Here is a 26522-nt window from a genome sequence, read left to right as displayed (position 1 = left end):
GGAGGGCGCTTCTCGGTCGGTCAGTGTGCGGCGCTCAGTGGGTGTAGATCTCGTAGAGCGCGGCGATCCCACTGAGACCGAGAACGTACCAGTAGCTCGCGACGCGATAGACGAGCGCGATGGCCGCGGCGGTCGCCGTGTTGACCGTCGTGAGCGCGACCAACAGGCCGACGATGGCGACCTCGACGCCGCCGAGACCGCCGGGCGTGGGTGCGACGCCGGCGAGCGTGCTGGCCGGAACGATGAACAGGACGAGCGCTGGGTCGATGTGGACGCCGATCGTCTGTCCCGCCAGGAACAGCGGCGCGGCGAAGAACAGCCAGCCGACGTAGGAGTACGCGAGCGTGATGGCGAGCTCCTTCGGGTGGGCGGCGATGCGGTCGAGACGGTCGTAGAACTCGTCGACGCGGTCTTTGAGCGAGTCCACGTCGACACGGCTGGTACGGGCGGCGATCGGCCGTGAGAGGCCGACGACGAGTAGCTCGACCACCTGGCGGTGTCGCCAGCCGAGGTAGACGGCCACCGGGATCCCGAACGCCAGGAGGGCGAGTCCGCCGACGAGCGGTTCCGCCCGCGGCGGGACGGACCCCTGAACGAACAGCGCGACGAACCCGAACCCGGCGAACGTGAAGAACGGCAGCATGTTGAGCAGATCCGCGATGACGACGCCGGCGAGGCTCTCCTGATAGGAGACGCGGCCGTCCGTCGAGAGGATGTAGGCGATGAACGGTCCACCGCCCGCCTTCCCGAACGGCGTCACGTAGTCGGCGAACGTCCCCGCGAAGTAGGTCGGAACGAGCGCACTGAGGGGGATGTCGACGTCGACGGCCCCGAAGATGACGTCCCACGACTTCGCCCAGATGACGAGACAGAGCGTCGACGACAGACAGGCCACCACCAGCCACTCGAGTTTCGCCTTCCTGAGCGTCGCGATGATCTCGCCCCATCCGATGACGGCGCCGAAGAAGTACAGCAAGACGCTGGCAGCAGCGAAACTCGCGAGGACTTTTACACCGGTTTCTCGATCGACTGTCGTACGTGCAACCTGAGACATCCTGAAGGCGTTCCTCGTTGGCAGTCGCTCACCGGCGACGACAGAGTCGGTGAGGTCCCGCTTCTAAGAGAGACGAACAGCGGGAGAGGGTTGTGTCTATCGGCCGCTCGGACTACGCGGCGGTGAACGCGTCGCGGAAGGAGTCGGTCATCTCCCGGACGCTCCGTGCGCCGTCGGCGACGGCGTCGAGCGGGTCGACGCCCGACTCCGTCTTGACCGACAGGATAGGGTCGGTCTGTCCACCGGACTGTTCGGGGTTCACGTCGTACGTCGCGGCGGCGACGCCCTCCGTCTCCAACAGTGCGCCCTTGAGCACGTTCATGAACGTGTGATCCTCGCCGGCGATCTCGATGCGGAGTTCCTCGTCGGTCTTCTCGATGACCCGCAGTTCCATGCCTCTGGTTTCTCTCGTCGCGTGTTTCAACTTGTCGATAGCGTGGTGTCCACGTCTTCGAGAGCGCCGAGACCGACGGACCGGCGGGCTACTCGATCTTGAAGACGGCCTCCTCGATGCTCTCGCTGCGACAGTCCGGACACCGCGAGGGGTAGTTTACCGGGTCGTCGAAGGCGCTGAATCCGCAGTTTCGACACTCCGGCGGTGCGACCAGAAACTGCTCGTCGGTGTCGTCGAGCGACTGGGCGACGTGCGGGAGGTGGTCGTACACCGACGACCGAGGGACGCCGACCGTCTGGGAGAGGTCGCTCGCCGTCGCAGGGTTCTCGCGGAGCGTCTCGGCGATTCGCTGTCGCGTCGTCGTCGCGTCCATCGGGAGACAGTAGTGGCCGATGGGACAAACCGTTTCCTGTTGTGCGATTGCGCTATTCGTCGCGGGGGAAAGAACCATACTACCGGGGCGAAAGTGGACAGATATGAAAGCCGTAGTGCTAGCCGGCGGGTACGCGACCCGGCTGTGGCCCATCACGAAGCACCGCCCGAAGATGTTGCTACCGGTCGGTGAGGATACGGTCATCGACATCATCTTCGAGGACCTCGAGGAAGACGACCGCGTCGACGAGGTGTTCGTCAGCACCAACGAGGCGTTCGCCGAGGAGTTCGATGAGTACCTCGCGGAGAGCGACTACGAGAAACCCACACTCTCGGTCGAAGAGACGCGCGCGGAAGACGAGAAGTTCGGCGTCGTCGGCGCGATCGAGGAACTCATCGAACGCGAGGGCGTCGACGACGACCTGCTGGTCGTCGCCGGCGATAATCTCCTGAGCTTCGAGATGTCGGAGTTCATCGACTACTTCGAGTCCAAGGGGACGCCCGCGCTCGCCGCCTACGACGTCGGCTCCTACGACAAGGCGAAGTCGTACGGCCTCGTCGAACTCGACGGCGAGCGCGTCGTCGACTTCCAGGAGAAACCCGAGGATCCCAAGAGCACGCTCGTCTCGATCGCCTGCTACGCGTTCCGTCGTGAGGACCTCCCGAAGTTCTCCGACTATCTCGAAGACGGCAACAACCCCGACGAACCCGGCTGGTTCATCCAGTGGCTCCAGTCCCAGGAGGACGTCCACGCCTTCACGTTCGACGGCGCGTGGTTCGACATCGGCACGCCCGACAGCTATCTCGATGCGGTCGCCTGGCAGCTCGGCGGCGAGAACTACATCGACGAGACGGCGACTATCGAGAACTCCGAACTCGGCGAGAACGTCCACGTGATGGCCGGCGCGTCCGTCACCGACTCCACACTCGACGACACCATCGTCTTCGCCGATACGACCATCGTCGACTCCGACATCAAACGCTCCATCATCGACGAAGGGACCCGAATTGAGGGACTAGAGTTCGCCGGCGCGCTCATCGGTGCACACACGAAGATCACCGACGACGTCTAACATCGCCCTCGAAGCAGCCTTTTCAGTCGTCTCGCCTACTCCAACCGAGCGTCAGTAATCCGAATCCGCCCGCGCGTCCCGTCCCACTCGGTGTCGTACTCCAGTTCGATACGACGCTCCATGTGCGGGCCGTCGACGACGAACGTTTCGAACTCTCCACCCTCACCGAGGATGTGCACGCCGTACTTCTCGTTTAGTTCCTCCAGCTCTCCGAGGGCTTCCTCGTCGAGCGTCCGTCCGAGCCACGACTCGTCCAGCCCACCCGCGGCGACTTGGACGATCACGATCTCGAACCCGGCGTCGAGCATCGCGTCGGCGAGTTCGCGCGGGTCTTCCTGCCAAAGGGGAGCAAAGAGGTCGATGCCGAGTCGGTCGCACATCCCTTCGATTCGGTGCGTCTGGAACTCGCTCTCGACGGCCCCGGCGGTGACGCCCGCGAGGTCGAGTTCGTCCTGCAACTCGGTCAGGGCGGCTTCGAGCGGTTCGAGTTCGGCGTCGCCCTGCGCGCCGGAGTCCTCGGCCGACTCGGCCTTCAAGTCGCCGGGTTCGACCTCGACGAGGTCGATGCCGACGCTCTCGGCGACGAGGCGTGCGAGTCGCGTCTCCGGGACGTGGTACATGTAGGAATCGCCGTCCGGGTGGACGGTCAGAAGTCGCGAGACGTTCAGCCCCTCTTCGAGTGCCCGATACAGCGCCCACGCGGAGTCCTTGCCGCCGGAGAAGAGACTCACCCAGTCGTCGGTCATTGCCTCGGAGTAAGCGACGATTGCGTTAAACAGTCTGCGGTTGCCGGTGCAGCACTGAAACACTTGAAAACAGGTGTGTGGTTGTCGGTGCAGGTGGGTGTGGTTGCGGTTGAATCCTATCTGTGGACCGTGAGGCAAAAAAGTGAGCCTCACGGGCTTTTTGATCGAAGAAAGACGCGTCGCGTCTTCCGAGCCTTCGCGGTAGAACCGCGAAGGCGACATTTTTTAGCCGGGTTGAGCACGCCGAAGGCGTGCGATTCCCGGCGCTGAAAAAGGTCGCGCTACATGTACCCGAGGTCGCGCAACTGCGCCATCAGATTCTCCTTGTCCTGAGCACGGCCCTCGCGTTCGGTCGTGTTGTCGAGGTCCTGCAGCCACGCGGGGCGGTCGTCGCTCTTGCCCGACCCCGACTCCGTCCCGAGCGAGCGGAACCCCTCGAAGTACTTCGGACTCACGGGGAGGTCGCGTGCGGTGAGGCCGTTCGGGAGGTCGTCGGCGCTCTCCGGGACGTGACCGGTCGGGTAGCCCTCGACGGTGTCGGGGACGACAAAGTGCCAGAAGGCGTCCCAGACGTCGCCCTCGTCGAACTGGAGGATAGAGTGGACGCGGTCGTGCGGCGGGTACTTCTCCGAGTCGTGGCGGGGCGAGAAGAACGTCTCCGTGGCTCGGGACTCCTGTTCGTCCCAGCGGACGCCCGAGAAGATGCCGTCGAAGCCGTGTTCGGTGACGACGTCGTTGAGCGCGACCGTCTTCAGCAGGTGGTTCCCCTCGAAGGAGTCGGCGTCGAGGACGAACTCGTCGCCCTCGTAGCCGAGACGGGCGAGTTCGCGGCGGTTCGTCTCGTTGAGGTCAGAGACGGCGATGGACTCGCCGGGCGCGACGCCGAGTCGTCGGAAGTCCTCGTTCGCCGCCCAGACGAGGTCGAGGTCCCACTCATCGGCCCAGTGGCGGACGAACGTCTCGACCTCGTCGAAGTGTTCGAAGTGATCGAGGAAGACGACCGGCGGCACCGCAAAGTCGTGCTCGCGAGCGACCTCGCGGACGACGTAGAGGACGAGCGTCGAGTCCTTCCCCCCGGTCCACATCACCGCTGGCTTGCGGTACTGTCGGAGCGCGGTGAGCGTCACCTCGGTGGCCTTCGCCATCTTGTCGAGCAGAGAGGGGTAGTCCGCGGCCGTCTGGTTGGCACCGGCTGTGTAGTCGAGGTCGAGATACTCGGGGAAGCTGGTCATATCACACTACGAATCGTTCGCAGAGAGCATCACGTTTGCGTCGCCACTGCGTAGCAGTGCCACGGCTCGTCGGTGGCGAAAACGGGAGGAGACAGCTGTCGGCGTGTTACGCGGCCGACTTCACATGTAGCCGAGGTCGCGCAGGCGCTCCATCAGGTCCTCTTTGTCCTGGGCGCGGCCGGCGCGTTCGGTCGTGTTGTCGAGGTCCTGGAGCCACGCGGGCTCGGAGTCGGCTTTGTCCGTCGAGATCTCGCTGCCGAGCGAGCGGAACCCCTCGAAGTACTTCGGGGAGACCGGGATGTCCTCGTGGCTGAGACCGTTCGGCAGGTCGTCGTAGTCCTGCGGGACGTAGCCGTCGTCCGGGAACTCCTCGACCGTCTCCGGCACCACGAAGTGCCAGAAGGTCTCCCAGACGTCGGCCTCGTCGAACTGCAGGATCGGCTGGATGCGGTCGTGCGGCGGGTAGATCTCGGGGTCGTGACGCGGGCTGAAGAACGTCTCGTCGGCACGAGCCTCCTGCTCGTCCCAGCGGATGCCGGAGATGATGCCGTCGATGTCGTGCGTCTCGAGCGCGTCGTTGAGCGCGACCGTCTTCAGCAGGTGGTTGCCGACGTAGGTGTCGAGCAGGAACGGGAAGGTGTCTTCCTCGTACTCGAGGATGTTGCGGACGTGGTGCTGGTTGTGCTCCGAGAGGTCCTCGATCGGGATGTCGTCGCCGGGCGTGAGGCCGTTCTCGTCGACGTAGTCGCCGACGTCCGTGTTCCGCGCGTAGACGACTTCGAGGTCCCACTCGTCGGCCCAGTGCTCGACGAAGTCCATCAGCTCGTCGAAGTGCTGGAAGTGGTCGATGAACACCGTCGGCGGCAGTTCGAGGTCGTAGCGCTCCGCGACTTCCTTCACGAAGTAGAGCGTGAGCGTGGAGTCTTTGCCACCGGTCCACATCACGGCCGGGTTCTCGTACTGTTCGAGACCCTGCTTCGTGACCTCGATAGCCTTCTCGAGTTTGTGGTTGATGCTCGGATAGTCCTCGGGCGTCTCGCCCTCGCCGTCGCTGTAGTCGATGTCGAGGTAGTCCGGGAAGTTCGCTGCCATCGTGTAATGAGATATAATTAGCAGCCTAAAGTGCTTTTTGCCCGACGAGCTGATTGACGAATGATACCGCCACACACGGCTGAGCGGGTCGTTGTAGACGGTCGGGTACCGAAACGGAGAGGGGTGTGGTGAAGACCACGGGCGTCGCTCGCGACGCGAACTCTAACTGATGAACTTGTTGTCGCGCCAGTTGACACCGTTTCCGCTGTTGGATTCCTTCGAGGGAGTCTCGACGACTTCGATGCTCGCCGGCCGTTGGTCGCCTTCGACGATGCGAGTCGCCTGCAGTTCGCCGTCGAGTTCGGTGATCGCCGTCAGCGTCCCCTTCTCGGCCTGACGTGCGATGTCGCGGAGGACGAGGAACATCGGGTACTGCAGCGCCGTATTCTGGAGCACAGTCTCGCGGTCGCCCTTGAAGCAGGCGAACTCGACGAGTTCCGAGGGGATCTCCTCTTCTTCCTCCTGCCCCCACTGCGGGCCGCCCGGGCGTGGCGGCTCCTCCTCGTAGACGCGCGTCTCGCTGACGCTCGCCTTCAACTGCGCCGTCGGGGTGTACTTGCTCAGGCTCTCGTCGGACGCCACCGCCTTGATGATGAGTGTGTTGTTCCGCCTCGTGATGTCGATGTCAGCGATCTCCGGCGGGAGGTCTGGGTCGTTCTCGAAGTAGGTTTCGACGTCTTCGAGAGGCAGTTCGAGTGTCGAGTGGAGTCGATATACACGGCCTGACATGGGTTACTGGAAGTGGTTGATTGCAACGCCCGCGACGCTAATCCAACTGCACCTACCCGTCTGTTGGGGCCGTAGGCTTATTAGACCTACTCTTTGCTTCGGCTCGGTCCCCGGAGACGAGAATCAGTTACCGGCAAGCGTTTCTTCTAGCTCGCCGCGCTCGTCGAGTTCCTCGAGGATGTCGCTCCCGCCGACGAACTCGCCGTCGACGTAGGTCTGCGGGATCGTCTCCCAACCGCTGTGGTCTTCGAGTGCGGCACGGTAGTGGTCGAGCGCCGGCAGCACGTCGATCGTCTCGAACTCATCTTCGTACTGGCCGATGTGTTCGACCGCCTTCATCGAGTAGCCACACTGCGGCATCAGCCGGTTGCCCTTCATGAACAGAACGATGTGGTTGTTCTCGATAGCGTCGTCGACGCGCTCCTGTACCTCTTCGCCGCTGAGGTCGCTTCCGGGTTGGAAGGTCATACGGACTCGTAGGGGAGCGACTGACAAAGGGGTTGCGTCACCGTTCGACTCTGAAGTCCTTCGAGCGGTCGAACTACTCGTCGTCGCCGACGCGGACGACGTTGATGAGCGAGTGGACTGGCACGCCCTCGACCTGCTCGACGCCCTGTTTGTCGACGACGACCGCGCAGGCGACGGGGTTGCCACCCTCCTCGCGGACGGCCTCGATGGTCTCTTTCATCGTCGTCCCGCTCGTGATGGTGTCGTCGACGATGTAGCAGTCGCGATTGCGGATCTGTGCGAAGTTCCGCGAGAAGCTCCCGCCGAGATCCTCGATGTCACCCTCCTCCCACTGGTGCTTGCGCGGGGCGTACGCGCCGAGGTCCGTGTCGAGTTCCCGCGAGACGACCGTCGCGATCGGGACGCCCGCCTTCTCGATACCGACGGTGAGGTCGACCTCTTCGCCCTCCTTCGACAGCAGGTCGGCCATCGCCTGACTGAGGTACGTCAGTCGGGTGCTGTCGCGGCCGAGCGCGCTCCAGTCGACGTGGATGTCGTAGGGACCGCCGGACCGCTCGCTCGTCTCGTCGTTCGACAGGTCGGGCGTGCTCGACGCGCCGCTGCGCTCGACGAGCCAACTCGCCGTCTCCCGCGAGACGTTCAACTCGTCTGCGATCTCACCTTTCGACAGCCCTCGCTCGGCCAACTCGGCGGCACTCGCGATGAGGTCGTCAACGTTCTTCATACGCGCTGAATTGGACGGCGGTTTTTATAATGGTGTCCCCATCGTCGAACGCCCGCTCGAACTCGTCGATTCCGTACACCCCAGTGACGAGTTCGTCGAGGAACCAGTCGGACACCGTCGTCAGCGTCCGCGAGGCGGCCTCGAAGTGCCGGACGTTGGAGTTGACGCTGCCGACCATCGCCTTGTTGTGCAGCACCATCTCTTCGTGGAACTCCCCGCCGTCGATCTCGAACTCCCACGAACTCGGGACGCCGAGCAGCGCGGCCACACCGTTCGGTGCGAGCGCGTGGACCGACTCGAACGGATGTTTTGCGTAGCCCGTCGCCTCGTAGACGAAGTCCACCTCCTCGTGTGCGTCGGGAACTTCGTCGACCGGCGTCTGTCGAGAGTCGACGTACGTCGCCCCCAACTCCTCGATGATGTCGATGGTCGGGTCGGGACGGTCCCGACGGCCGAGACAGTAGAGGCGCTCGTAGTTCTCGTCGTCGTCGAGCATCGCCAGCGTCAACAGTCCGAGACTCCCGTTGCCGAGCACGAGCGCCGACTCGGGCTCCCAGCCGAACGACGACCGCGACGCCTCGGCCAGTTCGACGGCCTTCTCCGTGATCGAGATCGGTTCGACGAGGAACCCCATCTCCGCCTGCGACGGCGGGATCCGGACGAGCGAGTCGACGGGGCTGGTGAAGTACTCCGCCATGAACCCGTGTGCGCCGACGATACCGCGTTCGTGATACTGACCCGCGGGCGCCATGTCGGGTTCACCGCGCTCGAAGTACTCGTTGGTGCCGTTCGGTGGCCGCCGGACCGTCGGGACGACGACCTCGCCCTCGTGGAACTCCGTTCCGTTCGGGTCCTCGACGACGCCGACCGCCTCGTGGCCCAAGACGAGGTGGTCCTCTCCCTCCGGGAACCCACCGTGGCCGCCGCTGATGACCTCGTGGTCGGTGCCGTCGACGCCGACGCGAAGCGTCCGCACGAGTACCTCTCCTTCCTGTGGCTCCGGAATGGGCTTGTCAATGACTACCGGAGTGCTCGTTCCTTCACGAACTGCGATGGCTTTCATACCTCCCTCTCTGAAGTCCATCACCAAAACATTTATTCTATTTCGAGTAAAGAGTCAAACGTCGGTGAGCATCCGGACGCGTACTGTCCAGCCCCAGTCGCGTTCGTCCGCGCATGTACCAGCCAGCCACCTCGGTGCTCACCGCACCCGTGCCACCTTCTGACTCCCCTTTTGCTGCGAGCGACCGCGCTCGTTCCACCGCGCTCTCGCTCCCCGAACCGTAATCACCAAACCCCAGAGTCGCCATCGTCTACCCATGTACGAGGCGGTCTACGCGTACCCCGACGGTCAGAGTACGGCAGCACGGTTCGCCGACACGGCCGCCCGCTACGGCTACGAGGGGGTCGTAGTCCGCGCTCGCGAGGCGACGCCCGACTACGCCACGCTCCGCGACGCCGGCTACGACGTCGTCGACGGCGTCGAAGTCGTCGCCGACACGCCCGATCAGGCCAGCGGCGGCATCGGCAACTACCGACCCAAGACGACGCTCTTGTTGCTTCGGGGCGGGACGAACGCCCTCAACCGGTTCGCCGTCGAGCAGGAGCGGGTGGACGTGCTCACTCGTCCGATGGCCGACGACGGGGACTTCAACCACGTCCTCGCGCGGGCGGCAAACGAGAACGGCGTTCGCGTTGAGTTCGACCTCGGCCCCGTGCTCCGTCTCGACGGCGGCCACCGCGTCCGAGCGATCAGAAACCTCCGAAAGCTGCGCGAACTCGTCGAGCAGTACGACGCGCCCTACGTCGTCAGCGCGACACCGCAGTCGCATCTCCAACTCCGTGCGCCACGCGAACTCGTCGCCGTCGGCGAGACGATCGGCTTCTCCGAAGACCAGATCCGCGAGGGACTCGCCGAGTGGGGGCGACTCGCCGAGCGGAACCGGCGACTGACGTCCGAGTCGTTCATTGCCCCGGGTGTCGAACGGGGCAGATATGAAGAAGACGATTGAGGAACACGCCGACCGCTTCTCCGAGATAGCCGCCGACTACGACGAGTCTCAGTCGAGCGACGAGTACAAGGCCTGCGCCTCGCTCGTCGTCGACTACGCCGATCCCGGTCCGGAGGACGTCGTCCTCGATCTCGGCACCGGAACCGGTGCCATCGCGCTCGCACTCGCCCCGAACGCGAAGCGCGTCGTCGGCCGCGACATCAGCGAGGGAATGATGGAACAGGCCCGGAAGAAAGCGACCGAGCGCGGTATCCAGAACGTCGAGTTCGGCGAAGGACGGTTCCGTGACCCGAACTACGACGACGATGTCGATATCGTCGTCTCGAACTTCGCGATGCACCACCTCTCCGACGAGGAGAAGCGCGAGGCGATCCGGGTCGTCGCCGACCTCCGTCCTCGACGGTTCGTCCTCGGCGACGTGATGTTCTTCGGCGAACCGAACCCCGACGACCCGTTCTACAGCCCCGAGGTCGACGACCCGGCGACGGTCGGAACGCTCGCCGACGCGCTCACGGACGCCGGATTCGCACTCACCGCCGTCGAGCGTGTCCACGACCAGGTGGGCGTGTTGGTCGCCGAACGGGCGAACGATCCCGACGAGAGCGGCGAGCGCGGCGAAGTCGACGGAGTCGGCGACGCCGAATGAAACACCTCCCGAAACATATCCGACCGCGGTGGCGGTATCTCGCCGTCGAGCTCGAGACGTGGCCGGACGCCGACCTCTCGCGCGGGTCGTTCCAGCGCGAACTGTGGTTCGCTGCCCAGAACCTCGTCGGCGACGCAGGAAGTGCCGACGCCGACCTGACGGTGCTGGACTTCCACTTCTCTGGCGGCGTCGGCGAGACGGTCGTTAGAGCCCGTCGCGGACACGTCTCGGAGGTGCGCGCGGCGCTGGCCTGTATCGACGAGGTCGACGGACAGCCGGTCGGCCTCCGGGTGCGCGGCGTCTCGGGCACGGTACGTGCCTGTGAAGAAAGGTATTTACGACGCCCGGCCGGAGTTCCCGAGGAGAGAAGCGTCGTGTTCGCGAACGCCGACCGGACCGCCCTGGCACGGGATACGGTCCTCGACGTCCGTCTTCCGTCGGGGTTCGTGGGAGCGACGGAACTCGATTTCGAGTGATACTCTATGCAGGGACAAGCGCAACAGCAAGCGTACGACCGCGGCATCACCATCTTCTCGCCCGACGGACGCCTCTACCAGGTCGAGTACGCACGTGAGGCGGTAAAGCGAGGGACAGCGAGCATCGGCATCCGGACGGCGGACGGCGTCGTCCTCGCGGCGGACAAACGCAGCGGATCGCCGCTGATGGAGCCGTCCAGCGTCGAGAAGATTCACAAGGCAGACGACCACATCGGCGTCGCGAGCGCCGGCCACGTCGCCGACGCGCGCCAACTCATCGACTTCGCCCGTCGGCAGGCGCAGGTCAACCGCCTCCGCTACGGTGAGGCCATCGGTATCGAGACGCTCACCAAGGAGATCACCGACCACATCCAGCAGTACACGCAGGTCGGTGGCGCTCGTCCGTTCGGCGTCGCCCTCCTCATCGCCGGCGTCGAGAAGGGGACGCCCCGGCTCTACGAGACGGACCCCTCCGGAACGCCCTACGAGTGGAAGGCCGTCTCCATCGGTGCGGACCGCGCCGAGATCCGCGACTACCTCGAGGAACACTACCGCGAGGACATGGACCTCGACGCCGGTGTCGGTCTCGCCGTCGAAGCGCTCGGCGAGGTCAACGAGGAAGGTCTCTCGCCCACCGGTATCGGCGTCGCCACCGTCGACGTCGAGACCGAGGAGTTCAGCCAGCCCTCCGAGGAGGAACTCGCCGACATCCTCGCCGAGCACGACGTGCTCGCCAGCGAGGACGCCGCCGCCGACGAAGAGCCAGAGGAAGAAGAGTAAGTCCCGCCGACCCGTTCTTTCGTTCTCGGTATCTCAGTAGCCGAGCGACCGCCGTGTGAGGATCACGACGAGCGACGGCACCGGCTGTCGCTCTCTCGTCTGGTTTCCCAGCGAAAACGGAGGACGGCCGTTCGAACGGAACTCCGGCGTCAGTAGTCGTCGTACGCGAGGTTCATCAGCCACTGCGAGAAGGCGTCGCTGTTGGCGTTGATCTCCTCCTCGCCGATGAACGGCGAGAGCATGTCGCCCGCCATCAGAAGTGAGAAGTCGAGATCCTTCGCCGCCGGCTGGAGGTAGAAGGTGTTGTGTCCGTTGTAGACCGTCTCCTCGCGCTCGATGAGTCCTGTCGAGGCCAGCGCCTCGGCGATCCGACTCCCCTTCCGGGAGGAGACGTCCAACTCCTTCCAGAAGTCGCTCTGGTGGATACCGCCGGACTGGCGGATGAGTTCGAGTCCGGCACGCTCGTCCTCCGAGAGCTCGGCTTCCGTCTCGGAGGCGCTCACGCGAACCACCCCGACGTCGTGTGCTCGCTCATACTCTTACAAGGAGGTGGCCCCTCCTTATATTTGGCTTTCCACCGGCAGATAGTCCGTCTCGCAGGGTGGCCCCGGCGCGAACCGATAGCCCGCCCGGAGCGTCCCGTCGTCGTCGCGTCCGAGTCTGACGAGCGACGACGAGCGCGTCCCGTACCGCTCGGCGTGGATGCAGACGCCGTACTCGTGGTCGGCGAGGACGTCGGCCGCGCGGTCGAGCCACGCGTCGGCCGTCTCGCCCGCCTCGGGCCGGAGCGCGTCGCGGACGGCGCGGGCGTTCGCGGCCTGTCGTCGTCCGATCTCCGGCCGGCGGTCCGGCACGAAGAACGAGTCGTCGGTGCCGACGTTGACGACGACGTGGACGCCGGGGTCGTACTGGCGGACGTGCAGGTGGCCGTCCCACTCCAGCAGGTACGCCGCGTCGGCGTCGGCGACGACAAGGTTGAACCCCTCGTACTCGTGGGCGTCGACGGCGTCGGCGACGAGGTCGAGCGCCGCCTCGGCGCTCTCCTGTCCGAGCGCGTCGCGGACGAGCAAGCCGCGCGACCGCTCGCTCGCGAGTCCCGTCACCCAGCGGTTGGTGATCCCGACGAAGAGCCCATACTCGTTGTAGCCGACCCACGTCCCGCCCGCGTCGACGTCGCGCGGGGCGACGACAGCCGGGTCGTCCTCGATCCTCGCCGGCGGTTCCGACGGTCGGTCGACCGCCTCGTCGCGGTTGGCGGCGACGGCAACGGGCGCGTCCTCGAACACCTGCCACGCGATAGTGAGTGTGCACACGGGGGCAGGTAGGGATGGGGCCAAAATAACAGTGAGTGGTGAACTGCCGCGAGTCGAATCGAGGAGCTGTGCCCCGATCAGCGCTCGACGGCCGGGAACAGCGCGTCGACGTCGACCGTCTCGTCGACCAGTTCGTACTCGCGGCCGTCGCGCTCGACGACGCCGTGGCGGGCGAGATGATCGAGGTGGGCGTACGCCTCGCCGGGGCCGTGGAGGATGTGGATCTCGTCGAGGTCGCCGAACAGGTGGGCGCTGACGGTCCAGGTGTCGCAGGGGCCGTGTTCGGCGAGGACGCTCACGACGTTCTCGGTGCGTTCTCGGTGGTGGTCGAGGATGGTCAGCGCGCGGGCCGAGGGGTCGTCGATGACGTCGCGGTGACCGGGCCACGCGCGGGCGAGATCGAGATCGACGAGTCGCAGCAGGCTGTCGACGTACTGCGCCAGCGGCGAGTCGACGCGAAGGTCCGCGCCGCCGACGTTCGGGGTGTACTTCGGGAGGATGGCGTCGCCGACGAACGCCTCGCGACCGGACTCGCCGTCGAAGGCGAATGCGGAGAGGCCGGCGGCGTGGCCCGGGAGGTGGACCGCCTCGAGCGTCCGTCCGTTCACGTCGAACGTCTCGCCGTCGGTGAAGGGGGTGACGTCGACGTCCTCGCCGGCGAGTTCGTCGTGGGAGTCGAGAAACGACAGCAGCCGTTCGCGCGACTCGACGGGCATCGCCCAGTCGTCGAGCGCCGCCCGGAGGCGCTCGTCGTCGTCGTTCTCCGCGGTTTCGTCGCCCGCGACGAGCGGTGCGTCTGCCTCGTGGATTCGGACGGTGGCACCGCTCTCTCGCTGGAGTTCGCCGGCGAGGCCGGCGTGGTCGTGGTGCCAGTGTGTGAGGAAGATCTCGTCGACGTCGGCGACGGTCAGATCGTGTGCGGCGAGTCCGTCGCGCAACTGTTCGCGCACGTCCGGGAGGGAGACGCCGACGTCGACGAGGACCGTTCGGTCGCCGTCGAGCAGGTAGACGTCGTTCTTCCCCTCGAAGACGGTGTTGCCGAGCTGGATGCGCTTCATACGTTCGCGGGTCGAGACGCGGAACTATGAGGGTTCCTCATTTCACGTCGGAAGAGCGGTGGGACGAGGGGATCAGAACTCGTCGGGGTTCGACTCGTTGCGTCGGTAGCGGTTGACGCGGCGATACCCCGTGAGCGTCCCCGCCTCGTCGAACTCCAGTTCGTACCGGCCGAGGATGTCCTGCGTGTCCGGCACGGACTTCCGTTCGATCATCTCGACGACCGACACCCACTGGTCGCCGCGCTGCGTCACCTCGATGATCCCGTCGAGGTCTCGGTTGATGAGGTCGGGGGCCAACTCGACGGTCTGGTTGCGGATGTCGAGCAAGCCGACCGATCCCGTCGACGCTCCGTCGTCGGTCGTGTCGTCTGTAGCTGTGTCGTCTGCCACGTCTTCGTCGTCACCTTCGGTCTCGGCGTCGGCGTCGGCCTCCGAGTCGGGGGCGGATTCGTCACTGCTGGACTCGGCGTCGGCGTCGGTCTCCGAGTCAGATTCGGATTCGTCACCTTCGGTCTCCGAGTCGGTTTCAGACTCTTCCTCGTCGGACTCGGCGCCTTCTCGGGTCTCGTCGTCTCCGTCCGACGTGTCCCCGTCGACGAATGAGAAGAGCTGCGACGCCGTCGCCGCACCGATGCCCTCGATATCGTACAGTTCGCTCCGGTCGATCGAGCGCAGATCTCCGACCGTCTCGACGCCTGCGTCCGCCAGTGCCTCCGCTGTCTTCGGCCCGATGCCGTCGATTGATTCGATATCTGCCGATTCGTCTATGTCCGTTGTCACGAAACTAAACCTCGGTTGGGTGAGTGGTCAGCAGGCGACGCCGTTAGGACGACGCTTCGACGCCCGCTCGGCTCTTCTCGATCGTCTGCTCGTGTTTCCGGGCCGAGGTCGTCTCGATCTCGAGGTCGCGGATGTCGTCCAGGTCGCCAGTCTGGGTGGCTTGCTCTATCTTCGATATCTCGGAGGCGTACGTCAGGAACGTGTCGACCGACGCGGCGACGACACGCGCCTCGATCGTCAGGATCTCGATACCGACGACGGAGATCCGTGCCCAAACGTCGATGACGATCCCCTTGTCGAGGATGCGGTCGAGCACTTCCGCGAGGCTTGACGAGTTTGGTGATGCTGATGCGGGCATACTAGGGTCGACTCTTGCCTCCCTTTTAACTACACTGGCCGTCTCTACTCACAGTCTCCGCCGCCGGCCGAAAGCCATACCCGTGCGCTGGGAGAAGCTATACCGATAGCGTGGCCCCATGAGTGAAAATCATCTCTACACCTACGGCGTCGTCGACGACGAGGAGTTCGAACTGGACGTCTCGGGCGTCAACGGTGGGACGCCGATCCGGACGGTCCAGTACCGGACGCTGTCGGCCGTCGTCAGCGACATCGACGAGCTCGAACCCGAACGGTCGGACGAGAACGTCCGCGCACACGACGAGGTGCTTCGCGAAGTCATCGAGGCCGGCGACGGCCGCACCGTCGTCCCGATGCAGTTCGGGATGGTGTTCAAGACCGGACGGACGCTCAAGAGCGTCCTCCGGAGCGGCCGTCGCGCGTTCCGGAAGGCACTGCTCGACGTCGACGGGATGGTCGAACTCGGCGTCAAAGTCGTCGTCGACGAGGGCGAGACCGTCGACGAGGAGATCCTCCAGGACGTCGCCGACCGACTCACGGCGGCCGCAGAGCGTGACGTCAAGAACGACCTCTTCAGCGACCGGCTCGTGTTGAACCGGGCGTACCTCGTCGACTACGACGACCAGGAGGCGTTCTCGGAGGCCGTCCAGGCGGTTCGGGACGACTACGAGGACCTCTCGGTCCAGTACAGCGGCCCATGGGCGCCGTACAACTTCGTCGACATCGAGATCGGGGCGGCACAGTGAGATGCTCCTCGTCGACGACCTCCTCCTCAAGCCGTTCGTCTCGCTGCTCAACACCATCCACTCGATGGCGGTCGAAGAGATCCACGACCTCGACGCGATCCGCGACGAGCTCAAGGAGAACCAACTGCTCTACGAACTCGGCGAGCGCTCCGAGGCCGAGTACCGCGAGCGACGAACCGAACTGGAGGAACGATTGGAGGTCGCCGAGGCGGCCCACGAGAACCTCCAGGGGAGAGTCGAGGTGAAACGATGACGAACGACACACCCGACAGATCGGACGACAGCCCGGAGGATCGACCCGACCGCGAGAGCGGGATTCTCGGCTCGCTCCGTCGCTTCCTGGAGACGCTTCAGGAGATGGAACAGCAGGGCGAGTCGACCCGACGGGGACGCGTGAGCTCCGACCGTGGCATCGCTGACTACTCCATCCACATCGGACACGCCCGTCACGACGAGATGGACGAGCGGACGCCGCGTCCGGAGGTGTCGCCGGACTCGCCGACGAGCATCCGCGAGACCGACGAGGGGTTCATCGTCCACCTGGACCTGCCGGAGGCCGAGGGCCACACGGTCGTCACCGGCGTCGACGGACGGACGCTCGTCGTCGGCACAGACGACAGCACTGACGACACCGTCTTCACGCGCGTCGACATGCCTCGTCGCGGACTGACGGTCGTCGCGGGCGCGTACCGAAACGGCATACTCGAACTCCACCTCGAAGCCGAGGAAGACCAGACCCATGAGTGAGGATACTACCGACGACGAAGAGCAGACGACAGAGGAGGAGACGCCCGACGGAGACGGAGAGTCGCAGTCGACAGACGAATCGGAGTCTACGGACGGAGACGACGACGTCGAGGACGTCGTCACCGTCGAACACGCCCCAGATGCCGTCGAGGAGGCGGTCGACGCGGCCACCGACAACGTCGTCGATGCGGGCGAACTCGTCGAGGAGACGGAGGCGCTCCTGCGCGAACTGCTCGACCTCGACGACGACCCCGAGTCGCAGGAACGCGCCGCGGAGATCTTCGAGGATCTCCGCGTCGTCGCCAGCGAGGCCGAGGAGTTGCTGGGAACGGTCGACTTCGAGGAACTCCCCGACGCGATCGACGCGAGCGAACTCCCGGACACCGTCGACACCGACGAACTGCCGGACGCCGTCGCCAGCGGCGACCCGAAACAGGCGATCGAACTGCGGAACCTCAACGAACTGATCGAACTCACCGACCTCTGGGACGCGGTCGACGTCCGCGAGTTCTGGCGGAACAAACGCGAGCTCGACGACGCCGTCGAGGACGTGTTCGAGCAGGAGCCGGACGGCGACGAGACGGACGACGGGCTGCTTGACGACGCCGCCGACCTCGTCGGTGACGACGATGAGGAGGCGGCGGCCGACGACGACGAGACGGACGACGGGCTGCTTGACGACGCCGCCGACCTCGTCGGTGACGATGAGGAGGCGGCGGCCGACGCCGCGGACGAGGACGACGGACTGTCGAAACCCGAACTCGGGATGCTGGAGACCGACGAATCGAAGCAGGCGGCCATCCAGAAGCAGATCAGCGATTCGGTCGGAGAGTTCCGCGGGAGCATCCTCGACGCCCGTGAGCGACTCGAGAAGATCGTCGAGAAGAACCAGGAGCGAACCGAGCCGGCGGGACAGCCGGACTCGCGGAACCCGACCGCCGTCTCGACGATGCCCACGTCACGGTCGGACTTCGGCGGATCGACCCGCTTCTCGACGGTGCCCGAGGAGACGCGCTACTCGAACGCGCCGAACCGCCCGCGCATCTACGGCCAGCGGTTCGACGACGCGAACGAACGGAGTGAAAACGACGATGACTAACGGAACAGCCCCAACCCGAGAGAAGGACAGCCTCGCCGACGTCGTGGAGATGCTCCTCGACAAAGGCGTCGTCATCAACGCCGACATCGCCGTCTCGGTCGGACAGACGGAGCTGCTCGGCATCAAACTCCGGGCGGCGATCGCCTCGTTCGAGACGGCCTCCCAGTACGGGCTGGAGTTCCCCGAGGGGACCGACATGGAACGCGTCGAGGAGGCGTCCCAGCGGCGCGACCTCCGCAAACCACCCGAGCGCGGCCTGTCGACGCGCGTCGGCACCGTCGACCCCGAGGAAGAAGAAGAGACGACCGACGAGGAGACGGTCGTCGAGACCGGCACCGACGCCGACGCCAGCGACGAAGCGGAGTCACCCGACGACGGGACCGACGCAGACGAGGTCGAAGACGACGAGACGACGGACGAACGGGCCGCCGAGCAGACGACGGAGACAGACGGCACCGACGACCGATGACGACGATAGACATCGACGGCGACGAGGCGACCAACGGGTTGACGACGCTCGTCGTCACCGTCGTCGAACTGCTGGTCGACGCGCTCGAACGGGAGGCGATCCGCCGGATGGAGTCGGGGTCGCTCACGGACGAGGAGATCGAGCGCCTCGGCCGACAGCTCGCGGCGATGGAGGACGAACTGGAGCGACTCAAAGAGGAAGAGGGGATCGACGACGACGTCGACCGCCTGCGCGGCGACCTCGACTCGCTCGTCTCGGACGCCGTTCAACAGATGGACCACGACCGCCGCGGCGCGGTGCTGGGGGAGATGACCCGTGAGTGAGCCCGAGACCTCGTTCGACGAGGGGCGATACCTCTACTGTGTCGTCACCGACGGCGACGGGTCGCTGTCGACGACGGGACTCGAGGACGAGCAGGTCCGCGTGATCCGTGAAGCGGGCCTCGTCGCCGTCGTCCACGACTGCAGCTCCCTGTACGACTCGGACTCCGCGACGGAGATCCAGCGGTGGATCCTCGCCCACCAGTCGGTCGTCGACGACGCGGGCGAGGCGTTCGGGACGCCGCTGCCGTTCCAGTTCGACACGATCGTCCGCGGCGACGACGAGGCGGTCCGGTCGTGGCTCCGCGAGGAGGAAGCGACGCTGACGGACCACCTCGAGGCGCTCGCCGGGCGCTGGGAGTACCGCATCGAGGTCGTCTGGGACGAGGACGCCGCACGCGAGGAACTTGAAGCGGCCGACGACGAACTGCAGCAGCTCGCCGAGCGTCGGGACTCCGCCGACGAAGGGACGGGGTTCCTCCTGAACAAACAGTACGAGACGCGTCTCGACCAACTGCTGAGCGAACAGCGCCGCGCGGAGGCGGCCGACCTCGCTGAGCGCATCGGGAGCGAGGTGACGGAGCTCGTCGACCTCGGCGAGCGGTCGACGGTCGGCCTTGACGTCGGCGGGGCCGACGAAGAGGTCGACGTGCTGGCGCGCTTCGCCGTCCTCGCGACCGACGACGAACAGGAGGCCGTCGGACTGCTGCTCGACGACGTCGCCGCCGATCCCGGCATCGAGGTCCGGTTCACCGGTCCGTGGCCGCCGTACACGTTCACACCCGAACTCGGAGAGGAGGGACCCGATGCGTCCGACGAAGTCTGACGACGACGCGCTCGTCGACCTCGTGGACGTCATCCTCCGGAAGGGAGCGGTCATCGAGGCCGACGTCGTCATCGCCGTCGCCGACATCCCGCTGGTCGGTCTCAAACTCCGCGCGGCGCTCGCCGGGATGACGACGATGACGGAGTACGGCATCTTCGAGGACTGGGACGAGGCCCAGCGACTCAGAAACCGCGAGACGGCCGGCCAGCGGCTGGAGTAGCCGCTCACGTCGTTTCTCGCCTCTCGTTTCTCACCGCTCGATGGCGAGACGCTCGTTCGGAGAGCAGCCAGAGTTGATTTTGCTCGGTTTCCCGATACATTGAAAGCGTGGCATATCGTAGCCGTCCTCGTCAGAGGGTATGCCCGAAAACTTCTACGACCTACTCGGCGTCGACGAAGACGCGACGGAGGACGAACTCAAACGCGCGTACCGAGAGCGTGCCCGCGAGTACCATCCGGACGTCAACGCCGACGCTCGCGCCGGAACGCAGTTCAAGACGGTTCGCCGCGCGTACGACGTGCTCCGGGACGAGACGGAACGGTCGGCCTACGACCGTCTCGGTCACGAGACGTACGTCCGAGAGCGGATGAAGGGACTGCCCACCTCGTCGCCATCTTCGTCGAACTCGTCGAACACCTCGGACACCCCGTCTTCCTCTCCTTCCTCGTCCTCCGCGAACGCCGCCGACGGTTCGACCGCCTCCAGTTCGCGAACGTCCACGGCCTCGCGAACGTCTACGACCTCTCGGTCGACCGCTACGGCGTCTTCGAGCGCGACGAACGACCGGTCGACCGCGTCCGGTTCGCGGCGGTCTACGTCGTCCGCGCGCTCTACGACGTCATCGTCGTCGACGGCGAACGGTTCCGCTGCCGGCGGAACGGGGACGACCCGAACCGCACGCTCCTCACAGACGACGGGACGGCGGTACCAGCCACGGGGGTCGACGACGTCGTCAGAACGGCGGCGGCGACTACGGAACCGGTGGGTGGCCGTCTGCCTCGCAGTCGGCGTCTACGTCGCCGGGCTCGCGCAGTTCGCGCTGGCCAGCGGTACCGCCCTCGAATCGTTCCTCGCTCGGCTGGCCGCCGACCCCGTGGCGGCGCTGACCACCGGGTGGGGGCTCGGGTCGCCGACGGCAGTCGTCCAGTCGCTGGCGGCCGATCCCTCGCTCGCACTGCTGTTCCCGCTGGGGGCGCTCCTCCTGCCGGCCGCCCTCGTGACGACGGTCGTCGAGTTCGGCCGCGGGACGGCGTGGCTGTATCTGTTCGGTGCGCTCGGTCCGCTCGTCGGCCTCGCCGTCGGGGCGCTGTCGCCGACGGCGGCCGCTGTCGACCTCGCGCTGTTCGTCGTGCTCCCTGTCGCCGCGGCGCTCGTCTTCCTCGGTGACGTCGGGCGATATCTCGTGGCGACACGCTAACTTCTTTCACCCCGGGCGTCACCGTGTGAACGTATGGGACTTCCGCCGAACCACGTCTGGCGAATGCGGTTGCGTGGCGTCAACGCCTATCTTGTCGACGCCGACGTGCTGACGCTCGTGGATGCCGGGACGCCGTGGGACGCAGATCGCATCCGGACGCGTATCGAAGACGTCGGCCACGACGTGGCGGACATCGACCGCGTGTTGCTCACGCACTACGACCTCGACCACGTCGGCACGCTCGGGAAACTCGACCTCGACGCCGACGTCTATCTCGCCGCCCCCGACGCCGACTACTTCCGTCGAACCCAGTCGCCGCCGCTGACGAACCACAAGGGACTGTTCCAGCGGCTGACCGGCCTGCTCCTCTCGGAACCGACGTTCCCCGTCCACACTGTCGACGACGGTCAGCGGATCGGCCCGTTCGTCGCCCACCACACGCCCGGCCACACCCCCGGCCACACGGCCTACGTCCACGACGAGTACGACGTCGCGTTCGTCGGCGACCTCGTCCGCACCATCGACGGAGAACTCCACCCCTCGCCGTGGGTGCTCTCGTACAGCCTCCGCGACGTCAAGCGGAGCATCCGGAAGTTGGCCGACAACGTCCCCGAGACCGAGGTGCTCGCGGTCGGCCACGGCAACCCCGTCCGCGCCAACGGCGGGATCGCGCTCCGACAACTGGCCGACAGACTCTGAACCGCTCGGCTATCCGGTCGGTCGAGATACTCTTTTGTCACCGTCCCGTCTGGCTTCGGGTGATGCCTCGCTTCCCTCACTCCCCCTCCGCCCGCTCCCGACGTGCCTTCCTCGCACTCGGTGTGACGGCGACGACGGCGCTCGCCGGCTGTAACGCCGCCTCGGTCGAGGCGCGCGAGCGGACGACCGACACCGTCGACGTCGCCGACGCGACCGAACTCGTCGTCACCGGCCGCAACGGGTCGGTGACCGTCGAGGCGCGGGACCGTGACACCGTCGAACTCACCGCTACCAAGCGGAGCCTCGTCGGTCGCGACGCCTTCGACGACGCGACCGTCCGGACGGAGGTCGCCGACGGGACGCTCTCGGTCGGCGTCGACTACGCCACCGACCGGGCACGTCGCGTCGCGGTCGACCTCGATATCCGCGTCCCGGCGTCGCTCTCGGTCTCCAGCGTCGAGACGCAGAACGGCTCCGTCGAAGCGACGGGGACGAGAGGCGACGCGACGATCACGAGCCAGAACGGGACGGTCACCGCCACCGACGTCGACGGGTTCGTCACGCTCACGACGAACAACGGCACCGTCGAGTCGAGCGGCTGTCGGGGCGTCGACGGCGTTCGAACCGCCAACGGTACTGTCGACGTCGAGGTGCTCGACATCCGGCAGGACGTCGACGTCTCCACCGCCAACGGCTCCGTCGAGGTGGCCGTCCCCCCCTCACTCGACGCCGAGGTAGAGCTCACGGCCGGCAACGGAACCGTCGACGTCGACGGGCTAGAACTCGCGAACCTCGAGCGGACGTCTCGACGGATCACGGGGCGACTGGGCGACGGCGGCAACCGCCTCCGGCTGTCGGTTTCCAACGGGTCGGCCGACCTCGTCGCGCTCGACGGGTAGCCCGCTCTGTCTCACTGGTCGGTCGACTCGTCGGCCCCCTCGTCGCCGTCGCCGTCGGTCCGGATCTCCGCTGCCCGTCCCCGGACGCGCGCGACGAACTCCGGCGGGAGGTCGTCGATCTGTCCGGCCTGTACCGCCCAGAGGTTGGCGTAGAGACCGTCGCGCGCGAGCAGTTCCTCGTGAGTTCCTCGCTCGACGACCCGCCCGTCGTCGAGGACGACGATGGTGTCTGCGTGCCGAACCGTCGAGAGGCGGTGGGCGATGACGACGGTGGTCCGCTCGGCGGTGAGGTCGGCGATCGACTGTTGGATCAGGAGTTCAGTCTCGGTGTCGACGGCGGACGTCGCCTCGTCGAACACGAACACGTCGGGGTCCGCGAGCACCGCCCGCGCGATGGAGATGCGCTGCCGCTGCCCGCCCGACAGTTTCACGCCGCGCTCGCCGACGAGCGTGTCGTAGCCGTCGGGGAGGTTCCGGACGAACTCGTGGGCGTTGGCCCGCCGAGCGGCGTCCTCGACCTCTCGTTCGCTCGCGTCGGGGCGGGCGTAGGCGATGTTCTCCCGGACGGTGCCGTAGAAGAGGAACGGGTCCTGGCTGACGTAGCCGACCGCCGATCGGAGGCTGTCGAGCGTCACCGTCCGGAGGTCCTGTCCGTCGATGCGCACCGCACCGGAATCGGGGTCGTACATCCGGACGAGCAGTTCGACGACGGTCGACTTACCCGCCCCCGTCGGGCCGACGATGCCGAGCGTCGTCCCGCCGGGAACCGTGACGTCGACGTCGCGGAGCACCGTCCCGCGACCGTAACCGAACGAGACGCCGTCGTACTCGACCGTGCCGTGAGTCACCTGTAGCGGTTCGGCGTCGTCGGCGTCGCGGACGGCCGCCTGCGTGTCGGCGAGGTCGAAGATGCGCCGGGCCGAGGCTTTCGCCCGCTGGTAGAGGTTGATGATCTCGCCGAACTCCGAGACGGGCCAGACGAGCGTCTGCGTGAGGAAGATGAACGTGACGAACGTCCCGACCGTCAGCGACCCGGCGACGCCAGCGACCGACCCCTGTAGCACCCACAACCCCCCGGCGAGGAAGGTGAGGACGAAGCCGACGCCGGCGATGACGCGGAGCGACGGGAAGAACGTCGTGCTGATCCGGATCGCCGCCCAGTTCTTCTCGAAGTAGTCCCAGGAGGCGCGGGCGACGCGGTCGCGCTCGTAGGTCTCGGCAGTGCTCGTCTTGATAATGCGGACGCCGCCGAGGTTGTTCTCCAGCCGCGAGTAGAGGTCGGCGAGACTCTCCCGCACCGCGGTGTACGTCGGTTGGTAGATGCCGACGTAGCGGTAGGTGAAGTAGGCGACGAACGGCACGGGTGCGAGTGCGACGAGCGCGAGCGACGCGTCGAGCACCAGCAGGATGACGACGATGCCGCCGACCATCACGCCGAGGCGGGAGGCGCCGTCGACGCCGCCGTTGAGGAACTGTTCGAGGTTGTTGACGTCGTTCGAGAGGATGCTCATCAGTTCGCCGGTCTGCCGACTGTCGAAGAACGCCGAGTCGAGTCGCTGCAGTCGGTCGTAGCTGTCGACCCGGAGGTCGTGCTGGACCCGCTGGGCGAAACGGTTGAGCGCCCGTCCGCGCAGGAGGTGGAACACCGAACTCGTGAGAAACGAGAGAGCGACGAGCCCACCGACGAGGACGAACTGCGTCGCGGGCGTCGCCGGAAGCCACGCCGTCGGGACGCCCGGGAGATCGAACGCTCGCTCGTCGAGCAACACCGTGTCGACGGCGAGTCCCAAGAGCAATGGTGGCATCAGGTCGGCAACGCGCGCGACGAGACTCGCGAGCAGTCCCAGCGCGAGCGCGTGCCAGTGGTCACGCCCGTAGGTCCGCAGGAGGCGTCCCATCGGGTTCCGTGACTGCCGTGGTTCCATCCCTCTCTCAGGTGCCGGAGGGGCAAAACCTTGCCCCGCCGGACGGCCGAGAGTTTATCATCTCCCTTTCCGTCATGTTCGATGATGTCAGAACACAACCTTCACTCCTACGAGGAGACCTACGAGTCGTTCGACTGGGACGATATCTACGCCGAAGCCGACTGGGACGCCCCCGACCGACTGAACGTCGGTCACGAGGTCTGTGACCGTCACGCCGCCGACGGGGAGAACGTGGCGTTGCGGTACGTCGGCACCGACGGCGACCGACGGTCGCTGACGTTCGCGGAACTGAAACGACAGTCGAACCGCTTCGCGAACGTGCTCGAGTCGCTCGACGTCGACCGCGGCGACCGCGTGTTCTCCTACATGCCGCGCGTCCCCGAACACTACGTCGCGCTCGTCGGCACGCTCAAGCGAGGTGCCGTCTGGGGGAGCGTCAACGAGCGGTTCGGTCCCGACGGCATCGCCTACCGCCTCGACGACTGTGACGCGAAACTCGTCGTGACCACGGCCGAGAACGAGGAGACGGTCGAACGCGCGCTCGACGACGCCCCCAGCGTCGAGACGGTGATCGTCCTCGGCGCGGACGAGGCCCGGGGCGACGAACGACACGACGACGTCGACTTCGAGCGGGCGATGGCCGACGCGAGCGACGAGTACCAAGCCGCCGAGACTGGCGGCGAGGACGACGCGTTACTCTACTACACCAGCGGGACGACCGGGTTGGCGAAGGGCGTGCTCCACAAACACCGCTGGGTCGCCGGCGTCGCGGCCACCCAGCGGTACGCTGCCGACCTCCAAGAGGGCGACCTCTACTGGTCGACGGCCGACCTCGGCTGGCTGACCGGCCCCATCAACACGCTCGGTGCGTGGTTCTGGGGGACGACGCTGTTCACCTACGAGGGCGAGTTCGACCCTGCGACGTGGGCCGACCTGCTCGACGAGTATCCCATCTCCGTGCTGTTCAGCGTCCCGACGGCCTACCGGATGCTGCGGGCCAACGAGGAGGTGCTCGCCGGCACCGACCTCGATCTGCGACACGCGCTGTCTATCGGCGAACCGCTCTCGGCGGGCGTCGTCGACTGGGGCGAAGAGCGGCTGGGCGTCACCATCCACGACACCTACGGCCAGACCGAGACGGGCAACATGGTCGTCAACAACTATCCGACGATGGAGATCAGACCGGGAAGCATGGGCAAACCGCTCCCGGGTGTCACGTCGGCCATCGTCGATCCAGAGACCGGCGAGGAGTTGCCGCGCGGCGAGACGGGGGAGATCGCCCATCGTGGAGACTTCCCGTGTTTCTTCGCGGAGTACTGGCAGAAACCGGAGCAGACGCGGGACTGTTTCGTAAACGACTGGTATCTCTCGGGTGACCTCGCGCGGATGGACGAGGACGGCTACATCTGGTTCGAGGGACGGGCCGATGACGTCATCCTCTCGTCGGGTTACCGCATCGGCCCGTTCGAGGTCGAGTCGTCGCTCGGTGAACACGAGGCCGTCGCCGAGGCGGCGGTCGTCCCCAAACCCCACCCCGAACGTGGCAATATCGTCAAGGCGTACGTCGTCCTCACCGAGGACTACGAGGAGAGCGACGAACTGGCCGAGGAGATCAAACAGCACGTTCGCAACGAGCTGTCGGCCCACGAGTACCCCCGCGAGATCGAGTTCGTCGACGACCTGCCGAAGACGGTCACCGGGAAGATCCGACGGACGGAGCTCCGCGACCAGACGGCCGATCCGACGGCCTGACGGCCCGACGGCTCTTAGGGCGTCGATTACTCTCAGAAGTTCGAGTGACATCAGACCCGCGCAGAGCGCGGGCCTGTGACTGACCAAGCCAACTGCGAAGAGCACCAGTCTCGCAGTTACCCGGCGCGCATCGGCGGTCTGTCGTTCCACACCACGCGCGCCAGCATCCTCTTGGACGGACGCTGTAAAAAGTGCTACGTTCCTACCAATACCAGCCAGACGGTGCAATATTTTCACTCGCTTGGCAATCAACCACGGCGTCGAAACGGACAGATACGAACATCACAAATATCTCAGAGTTTTTACTGGACGGTTG

33 protein-coding genes are annotated in these 26522 nt (G+C 66.0%); 17 read left to right on the top strand and 16 right to left on the bottom strand.

From position 1 onward, the window contains the following. Window positions 1-34: 34 nt before the first annotated feature. From BSG17_RS03565 to BSG17_RS03555, 3 genes are all read right to left on the bottom strand, one after another. The gene (locus BSG17_RS03565) at window positions 35-1054 is read right to left on the bottom strand and encodes a lysylphosphatidylglycerol synthase transmembrane domain-containing protein (RefSeq protein WP_089821113.1); all 1020 of its coding nucleotides are present in this window, start codon (window positions 1052-1054) and stop codon (window positions 35-37) included. A 112-nt stretch (window positions 1055-1166) separates the two neighbouring features. After that, window positions 1167-1448 (bottom strand): DNA-directed RNA polymerase subunit L, encoded by a 282-nt coding sequence (locus BSG17_RS03560; protein WP_089821111.1) that lies wholly within the window; start codon window positions 1446-1448, stop codon window positions 1167-1169. Between the two features lie 88 nt (window positions 1449-1536). After that, a complete protein-coding gene (locus tag BSG17_RS03555) occupies window positions 1537-1821 on the bottom strand; it encodes a transcriptional regulator (protein ID WP_089821109.1) in 285 nt (94 codons plus the stop codon). Window positions 1822-1924: 103 nt separating this feature from the next. Here BSG17_RS03555 and BSG17_RS03550 point away from each other — a divergent pair, with 103 nt between their 5' ends. Continuing rightward, the gene (locus BSG17_RS03550; protein WP_089821107.1) at window positions 1925-2893 is read left to right on the top strand and encodes a nucleotidyltransferase family protein; all 969 of its coding nucleotides are present in this window, start codon (window positions 1925-1927) and stop codon (window positions 2891-2893) included. Between the two features lie 35 nt (window positions 2894-2928). Here the strand turns inward: BSG17_RS03550 and BSG17_RS03545 are convergent, their stop codons facing one another. From BSG17_RS03545 to BSG17_RS03515, 7 genes are all read right to left on the bottom strand, one after another. Further along, window positions 2929-3639 (bottom strand): diphthine--ammonia ligase, encoded by a 711-nt coding sequence (locus BSG17_RS03545; protein WP_089821105.1) that lies wholly within the window; start codon window positions 3637-3639, stop codon window positions 2929-2931. A gap of 281 nt (window positions 3640-3920) precedes the next feature. Further along, window positions 3921-4871 (bottom strand): phosphoadenosine phosphosulfate reductase family protein, encoded by a 951-nt coding sequence (locus BSG17_RS03540; protein ID WP_089821103.1) that lies wholly within the window; start codon window positions 4869-4871, stop codon window positions 3921-3923. A gap of 120 nt (window positions 4872-4991) precedes the next feature. Next, on the bottom strand, window positions 4992-5963 hold the full coding sequence (locus BSG17_RS03535) for a phosphoadenosine phosphosulfate reductase family protein (protein WP_089821101.1): 972 nt from the start codon (window positions 5961-5963) through the stop codon (window positions 4992-4994). Window positions 5964-6125: 162 nt separating this feature from the next. Next, window positions 6126-6692, bottom strand: coding sequence for a DUF7110 family protein (locus BSG17_RS03530; protein ID WP_089821100.1), 567 nt, complete (start codon window positions 6690-6692; stop codon window positions 6126-6128). 123 nt (window positions 6693-6815) lie between these two features. Further along, window positions 6816-7160: a glutaredoxin family protein gene (locus BSG17_RS03525; protein ID WP_089821099.1), complete on the bottom strand. Its 345-nt coding sequence runs from the start codon at window positions 7158-7160 to the stop codon at window positions 6816-6818. A 73-nt stretch (window positions 7161-7233) separates the two neighbouring features. Beyond that, window positions 7234-7884, bottom strand: a complete 651-nt coding sequence (gene gfcR, locus BSG17_RS03520; RefSeq protein WP_089821098.1) for a transcriptional regulator GfcR — start codon at window positions 7882-7884, stop codon at window positions 7234-7236. Beyond that, a complete protein-coding gene (locus tag BSG17_RS03515) occupies window positions 7871-8947 on the bottom strand; it encodes a glucose 1-dehydrogenase (RefSeq protein ID WP_089821971.1) in 1077 nt (358 codons plus the stop codon). The genes gfcR and BSG17_RS03515 overlap by 14 nt, the downstream gene beginning before the upstream one ends. 256 nt (window positions 8948-9203) lie before the next feature. On the opposite strand from BSG17_RS03515, the gene BSG17_RS03510 reads away from it, so the two are divergent. Genes BSG17_RS03510 through psmA form a run of 4 tightly spaced genes read left to right on the top strand, consistent with a single transcriptional unit; the run spans window position 9204 to window position 11798 of the window. After that, window positions 9204-9896, top strand: coding sequence for an RNase P subunit p30 family protein (locus BSG17_RS03510; RefSeq protein WP_089821097.1), 693 nt, complete (start codon window positions 9204-9206; stop codon window positions 9894-9896). Beyond that, entirely contained in the window at window positions 9880-10542 is a 663-nt protein-coding gene (locus tag BSG17_RS03505; protein WP_089821096.1) for a class I SAM-dependent methyltransferase, read from the top strand. The genes BSG17_RS03510 and BSG17_RS03505 overlap by 17 nt, the downstream gene beginning before the upstream one ends. Continuing rightward, the gene (locus tag BSG17_RS03500) at window positions 10539-11018 is read left to right on the top strand and encodes an Rpp14/Pop5 family protein (protein WP_089821095.1); all 480 of its coding nucleotides are present in this window, start codon (window positions 10539-10541) and stop codon (window positions 11016-11018) included. The genes BSG17_RS03505 and BSG17_RS03500 overlap by 4 nt, the downstream gene beginning before the upstream one ends. 6 nt (window positions 11019-11024) lie before the next feature. Continuing rightward, the gene (psmA, locus tag BSG17_RS03495) at window positions 11025-11798 is read left to right on the top strand and encodes an archaeal proteasome endopeptidase complex subunit alpha (RefSeq protein WP_089821094.1); all 774 of its coding nucleotides are present in this window, start codon (window positions 11025-11027) and stop codon (window positions 11796-11798) included. Window positions 11799-11947: 149 nt separating this feature from the next. Here the strand turns inward: psmA and BSG17_RS03490 are convergent, their stop codons facing one another. From BSG17_RS03490 to gvpA, 5 genes are all read right to left on the bottom strand, one after another. After that, on the bottom strand, window positions 11948-12301 hold the full coding sequence (locus BSG17_RS03490) for a helix-turn-helix transcriptional regulator (protein ID WP_089821093.1): 354 nt from the start codon (window positions 12299-12301) through the stop codon (window positions 11948-11950). Between the two features lie 57 nt (window positions 12302-12358). Beyond that, the gene (locus tag BSG17_RS03485; protein WP_089821092.1) at window positions 12359-13111 is read right to left on the bottom strand and encodes an NRDE family protein; all 753 of its coding nucleotides are present in this window, start codon (window positions 13109-13111) and stop codon (window positions 12359-12361) included. A gap of 77 nt (window positions 13112-13188) precedes the next feature. After that, a complete protein-coding gene (locus BSG17_RS03480) occupies window positions 13189-14169 on the bottom strand; it encodes an MBL fold metallo-hydrolase (protein ID WP_089821091.1) in 981 nt (326 codons plus the stop codon). Window positions 14170-14241: 72 nt separating this feature from the next. Beyond that, window positions 14242-14949, bottom strand: coding sequence for a gas vesicle protein GvpO (gvpO, locus tag BSG17_RS03475; protein ID WP_089821090.1), 708 nt, complete (start codon window positions 14947-14949; stop codon window positions 14242-14244). Between the two features lie 43 nt (window positions 14950-14992). Beyond that, a complete protein-coding gene (gene gvpA / locus BSG17_RS28575; protein ID WP_089821089.1) occupies window positions 14993-15307 on the bottom strand; it encodes a gas vesicle protein GvpA in 315 nt (104 codons plus the stop codon). 118 nt (window positions 15308-15425) lie between these two features. Between gvpA and BSG17_RS03465 the strand changes: the two genes are divergently transcribed. The 11 genes from BSG17_RS03465 to BSG17_RS03415 all read left to right on the top strand — a co-directional run bounded on the left by BSG17_RS03465 (window position 15426) and on the right by BSG17_RS03415 (window position 22529). Further along, window positions 15426-16052 carry a GvpL/GvpF family gas vesicle protein gene (locus tag BSG17_RS03465; RefSeq protein WP_089821088.1) on the top strand — a complete coding sequence of 209 codons (627 nt, stop codon included), beginning with the start codon at window positions 15426-15428 and terminating at the stop codon, window positions 16050-16052. A gap of 1 nt (window position 16053) precedes the next feature. Continuing rightward, window positions 16054-16305 (top strand): gas vesicle protein GvpG, encoded by a 252-nt coding sequence (gene gvpG / locus BSG17_RS03460; protein ID WP_089821087.1) that lies wholly within the window; start codon window positions 16054-16056, stop codon window positions 16303-16305. Continuing rightward, window positions 16302-16799: an alpha-crystallin domain-containing protein gene (locus tag BSG17_RS03455; RefSeq protein ID WP_089821086.1), complete on the top strand. Its 498-nt coding sequence runs from the start codon at window positions 16302-16304 to the stop codon at window positions 16797-16799. The genes gvpG and BSG17_RS03455 overlap by 4 nt, the downstream gene beginning before the upstream one ends. Beyond that, entirely contained in the window at window positions 16792-17898 is a 1107-nt protein-coding gene (locus BSG17_RS03450; protein WP_089821085.1) for a hypothetical protein, read from the top strand. The genes BSG17_RS03455 and BSG17_RS03450 overlap by 8 nt, the downstream gene beginning before the upstream one ends. After that, window positions 17891-18367 carry a gas vesicle protein GvpJ gene (gvpJ, locus tag BSG17_RS03445; protein WP_089821084.1) on the top strand — a complete coding sequence of 159 codons (477 nt, stop codon included), beginning with the start codon at window positions 17891-17893 and terminating at the stop codon, window positions 18365-18367. Before BSG17_RS03450 ends, gvpJ begins: the two co-directional genes overlap by 8 nt. Further along, window positions 18364-18690 carry a gas vesicle protein GvpK gene (gene gvpK / locus BSG17_RS03440; protein ID WP_089821083.1) on the top strand — a complete coding sequence of 109 codons (327 nt, stop codon included), beginning with the start codon at window positions 18364-18366 and terminating at the stop codon, window positions 18688-18690. Before gvpJ ends, gvpK begins: the two co-directional genes overlap by 4 nt. Further along, a complete protein-coding gene (gene gvpL / locus BSG17_RS03435) occupies window positions 18683-19513 on the top strand; it encodes a gas vesicle protein GvpL (protein ID WP_089821082.1) in 831 nt (276 codons plus the stop codon). Before gvpK ends, gvpL begins: the two co-directional genes overlap by 8 nt. Further along, window positions 19494-19733: a gas vesicle protein GvpM gene (gvpM, locus tag BSG17_RS03430; protein ID WP_089821081.1), complete on the top strand. Its 240-nt coding sequence runs from the start codon at window positions 19494-19496 to the stop codon at window positions 19731-19733. The genes gvpL and gvpM overlap by 20 nt, the downstream gene beginning before the upstream one ends. A 139-nt stretch (window positions 19734-19872) precedes the next feature. Beyond that, window positions 19873-20931 (top strand): DnaJ domain-containing protein, encoded by a 1059-nt coding sequence (locus BSG17_RS03425; RefSeq protein ID WP_089821080.1) that lies wholly within the window; start codon window positions 19873-19875, stop codon window positions 20929-20931. Between the two features lie 33 nt (window positions 20932-20964). Further along, window positions 20965-21630, top strand: a complete 666-nt coding sequence (locus BSG17_RS03420; protein WP_244531483.1) for an MBL fold metallo-hydrolase — start codon at window positions 20965-20967, stop codon at window positions 21628-21630. A 62-nt stretch (window positions 21631-21692) separates the two neighbouring features. Beyond that, the gene (locus tag BSG17_RS03415; RefSeq protein WP_139246547.1) at window positions 21693-22529 is read left to right on the top strand and encodes a DUF4097 family beta strand repeat-containing protein; all 837 of its coding nucleotides are present in this window, start codon (window positions 21693-21695) and stop codon (window positions 22527-22529) included. Window positions 22530-22540: 11 nt separating this feature from the next. Here the strand turns inward: BSG17_RS03415 and BSG17_RS03410 are convergent, their stop codons facing one another. Then, a complete protein-coding gene (locus BSG17_RS03410) occupies window positions 22541-24454 on the bottom strand; it encodes an ABC transporter ATP-binding protein (protein ID WP_089821078.1) in 1914 nt (637 codons plus the stop codon). A gap of 84 nt (window positions 24455-24538) precedes the next feature. Between BSG17_RS03410 and BSG17_RS03405 the strand changes: the two genes are divergently transcribed. Further along, complete coding sequence (locus tag BSG17_RS03405; protein WP_089821077.1) at window positions 24539-26206, top strand: acetate--CoA ligase; 1668 nt, start codon at window positions 24539-24541, stop codon at window positions 26204-26206. Window positions 26207-26522 lie beyond the last annotated feature (316 nt).

Source organism: Halogranum amylolyticum, assembly GCF_900110465.1.
GTDB lineage: Archaea > Halobacteriota > Halobacteria > Halobacteriales > Haloferacaceae > Halogranum > Halogranum amylolyticum.
The sequence above is the reverse complement of the archived record's forward strand: the minus strand, read 5'-3'. Positions and strand labels throughout refer to the sequence as shown.

What these genes read in the sequence shown, in the direction of transcription:
- BSG17_RS03565 (WP_089821113.1), bottom strand. Translation starts at nt 1,054, where the DNA reads ATGTCTCAGGTTGCACGTACGACAGTCGATCGAGAAACCGGTGTAAAA.
- BSG17_RS03560 (WP_089821111.1), bottom strand. Translation starts at nt 1,448, where the DNA reads ATGGAACTGCGGGTCATCGAGAAGACCGACGAGGAACTCCGCATCGAG.
- BSG17_RS03555 (WP_089821109.1), bottom strand. Translation starts at nt 1,821, where the DNA reads ATGGACGCGACGACGACGCGACAGCGAATCGCCGAGACGCTCCGCGAG.
- BSG17_RS03550 (WP_089821107.1), top strand. Translation starts at nt 1,925, where the DNA reads ATGAAAGCCGTAGTGCTAGCCGGCGGGTACGCGACCCGGCTGTGGCCC.
- BSG17_RS03545 (WP_089821105.1), bottom strand. Translation starts at nt 3,639, where the DNA reads ATGACCGACGACTGGGTGAGTCTCTTCTCCGGCGGCAAGGACTCCGCG.
- BSG17_RS03540 (WP_089821103.1), bottom strand. Translation starts at nt 4,871, where the DNA reads ATGACCAGCTTCCCCGAGTATCTCGACCTCGACTACACAGCCGGTGCC.
- BSG17_RS03535 (WP_089821101.1), bottom strand. Translation starts at nt 5,963, where the DNA reads ATGGCAGCGAACTTCCCGGACTACCTCGACATCGACTACAGCGACGGC.
- BSG17_RS03530 (WP_089821100.1), bottom strand. Translation starts at nt 6,692, where the DNA reads ATGTCAGGCCGTGTATATCGACTCCACTCGACACTCGAACTGCCTCTC.
- BSG17_RS03525 (WP_089821099.1), bottom strand. Translation starts at nt 7,160, where the DNA reads ATGACCTTCCAACCCGGAAGCGACCTCAGCGGCGAAGAGGTACAGGAG.
- gfcR (WP_089821098.1), bottom strand. Translation starts at nt 7,884, where the DNA reads ATGAAGAACGTTGACGACCTCATCGCGAGTGCCGCCGAGTTGGCCGAG.
- BSG17_RS03515 (WP_089821971.1), bottom strand. Translation starts at nt 8,947, where the DNA reads ATGAAAGCCATCGCAGTTCGTGAAGGAACGAGCACTCCGGTAGTCATT.
- BSG17_RS03510 (WP_089821097.1), top strand. Translation starts at nt 9,204, where the DNA reads ATGTACGAGGCGGTCTACGCGTACCCCGACGGTCAGAGTACGGCAGCA.
- BSG17_RS03505 (WP_089821096.1), top strand. Translation starts at nt 9,880, where the DNA reads ATGAAGAAGACGATTGAGGAACACGCCGACCGCTTCTCCGAGATAGCC.
- BSG17_RS03500 (WP_089821095.1), top strand. Translation starts at nt 10,539, where the DNA reads ATGAAACACCTCCCGAAACATATCCGACCGCGGTGGCGGTATCTCGCC.
- psmA (WP_089821094.1), top strand. Translation starts at nt 11,025, where the DNA reads ATGCAGGGACAAGCGCAACAGCAAGCGTACGACCGCGGCATCACCATC.
- BSG17_RS03480 (WP_089821091.1), bottom strand. Translation starts at nt 14,169, where the DNA reads ATGAAGCGCATCCAGCTCGGCAACACCGTCTTCGAGGGGAAGAACGAC.
- gvpA (WP_089821089.1), bottom strand. Translation starts at nt 15,307, where the DNA reads ATGCCCGCATCAGCATCACCAAACTCGTCAAGCCTCGCGGAAGTGCTC.
- BSG17_RS03465 (WP_089821088.1), top strand. Translation starts at nt 15,426, where the DNA reads ATGAGTGAAAATCATCTCTACACCTACGGCGTCGTCGACGACGAGGAG.
- gvpG (WP_089821087.1), top strand. Translation starts at nt 16,054, where the DNA reads ATGCTCCTCGTCGACGACCTCCTCCTCAAGCCGTTCGTCTCGCTGCTC.
- BSG17_RS03455 (WP_089821086.1), top strand. Translation starts at nt 16,302, where the DNA reads ATGACGAACGACACACCCGACAGATCGGACGACAGCCCGGAGGATCGA.
- BSG17_RS03450 (WP_089821085.1), top strand. Translation starts at nt 16,792, where the DNA reads ATGAGTGAGGATACTACCGACGACGAAGAGCAGACGACAGAGGAGGAG.
- gvpJ (WP_089821084.1), top strand. Translation starts at nt 17,891, where the DNA reads ATGACTAACGGAACAGCCCCAACCCGAGAGAAGGACAGCCTCGCCGAC.
- gvpK (WP_089821083.1), top strand. Translation starts at nt 18,364, where the DNA reads ATGACGACGATAGACATCGACGGCGACGAGGCGACCAACGGGTTGACG.
- gvpM (WP_089821081.1), top strand. Translation starts at nt 19,494, where the DNA reads ATGCGTCCGACGAAGTCTGACGACGACGCGCTCGTCGACCTCGTGGAC.
- BSG17_RS03425 (WP_089821080.1), top strand. Translation starts at nt 19,873, where the DNA reads ATGCCCGAAAACTTCTACGACCTACTCGGCGTCGACGAAGACGCGACG.
- BSG17_RS03420 (WP_244531483.1), top strand. Translation starts at nt 20,965, where the DNA reads ATGGGACTTCCGCCGAACCACGTCTGGCGAATGCGGTTGCGTGGCGTC.
- BSG17_RS03415 (WP_139246547.1), top strand. Translation starts at nt 21,693, where the DNA reads ATGCCTCGCTTCCCTCACTCCCCCTCCGCCCGCTCCCGACGTGCCTTC.
- BSG17_RS03410 (WP_089821078.1), bottom strand. Translation starts at nt 24,454, where the DNA reads ATGGAACCACGGCAGTCACGGAACCCGATGGGACGCCTCCTGCGGACC.
- BSG17_RS03405 (WP_089821077.1), top strand. Translation starts at nt 24,539, where the DNA reads ATGTCAGAACACAACCTTCACTCCTACGAGGAGACCTACGAGTCGTTC.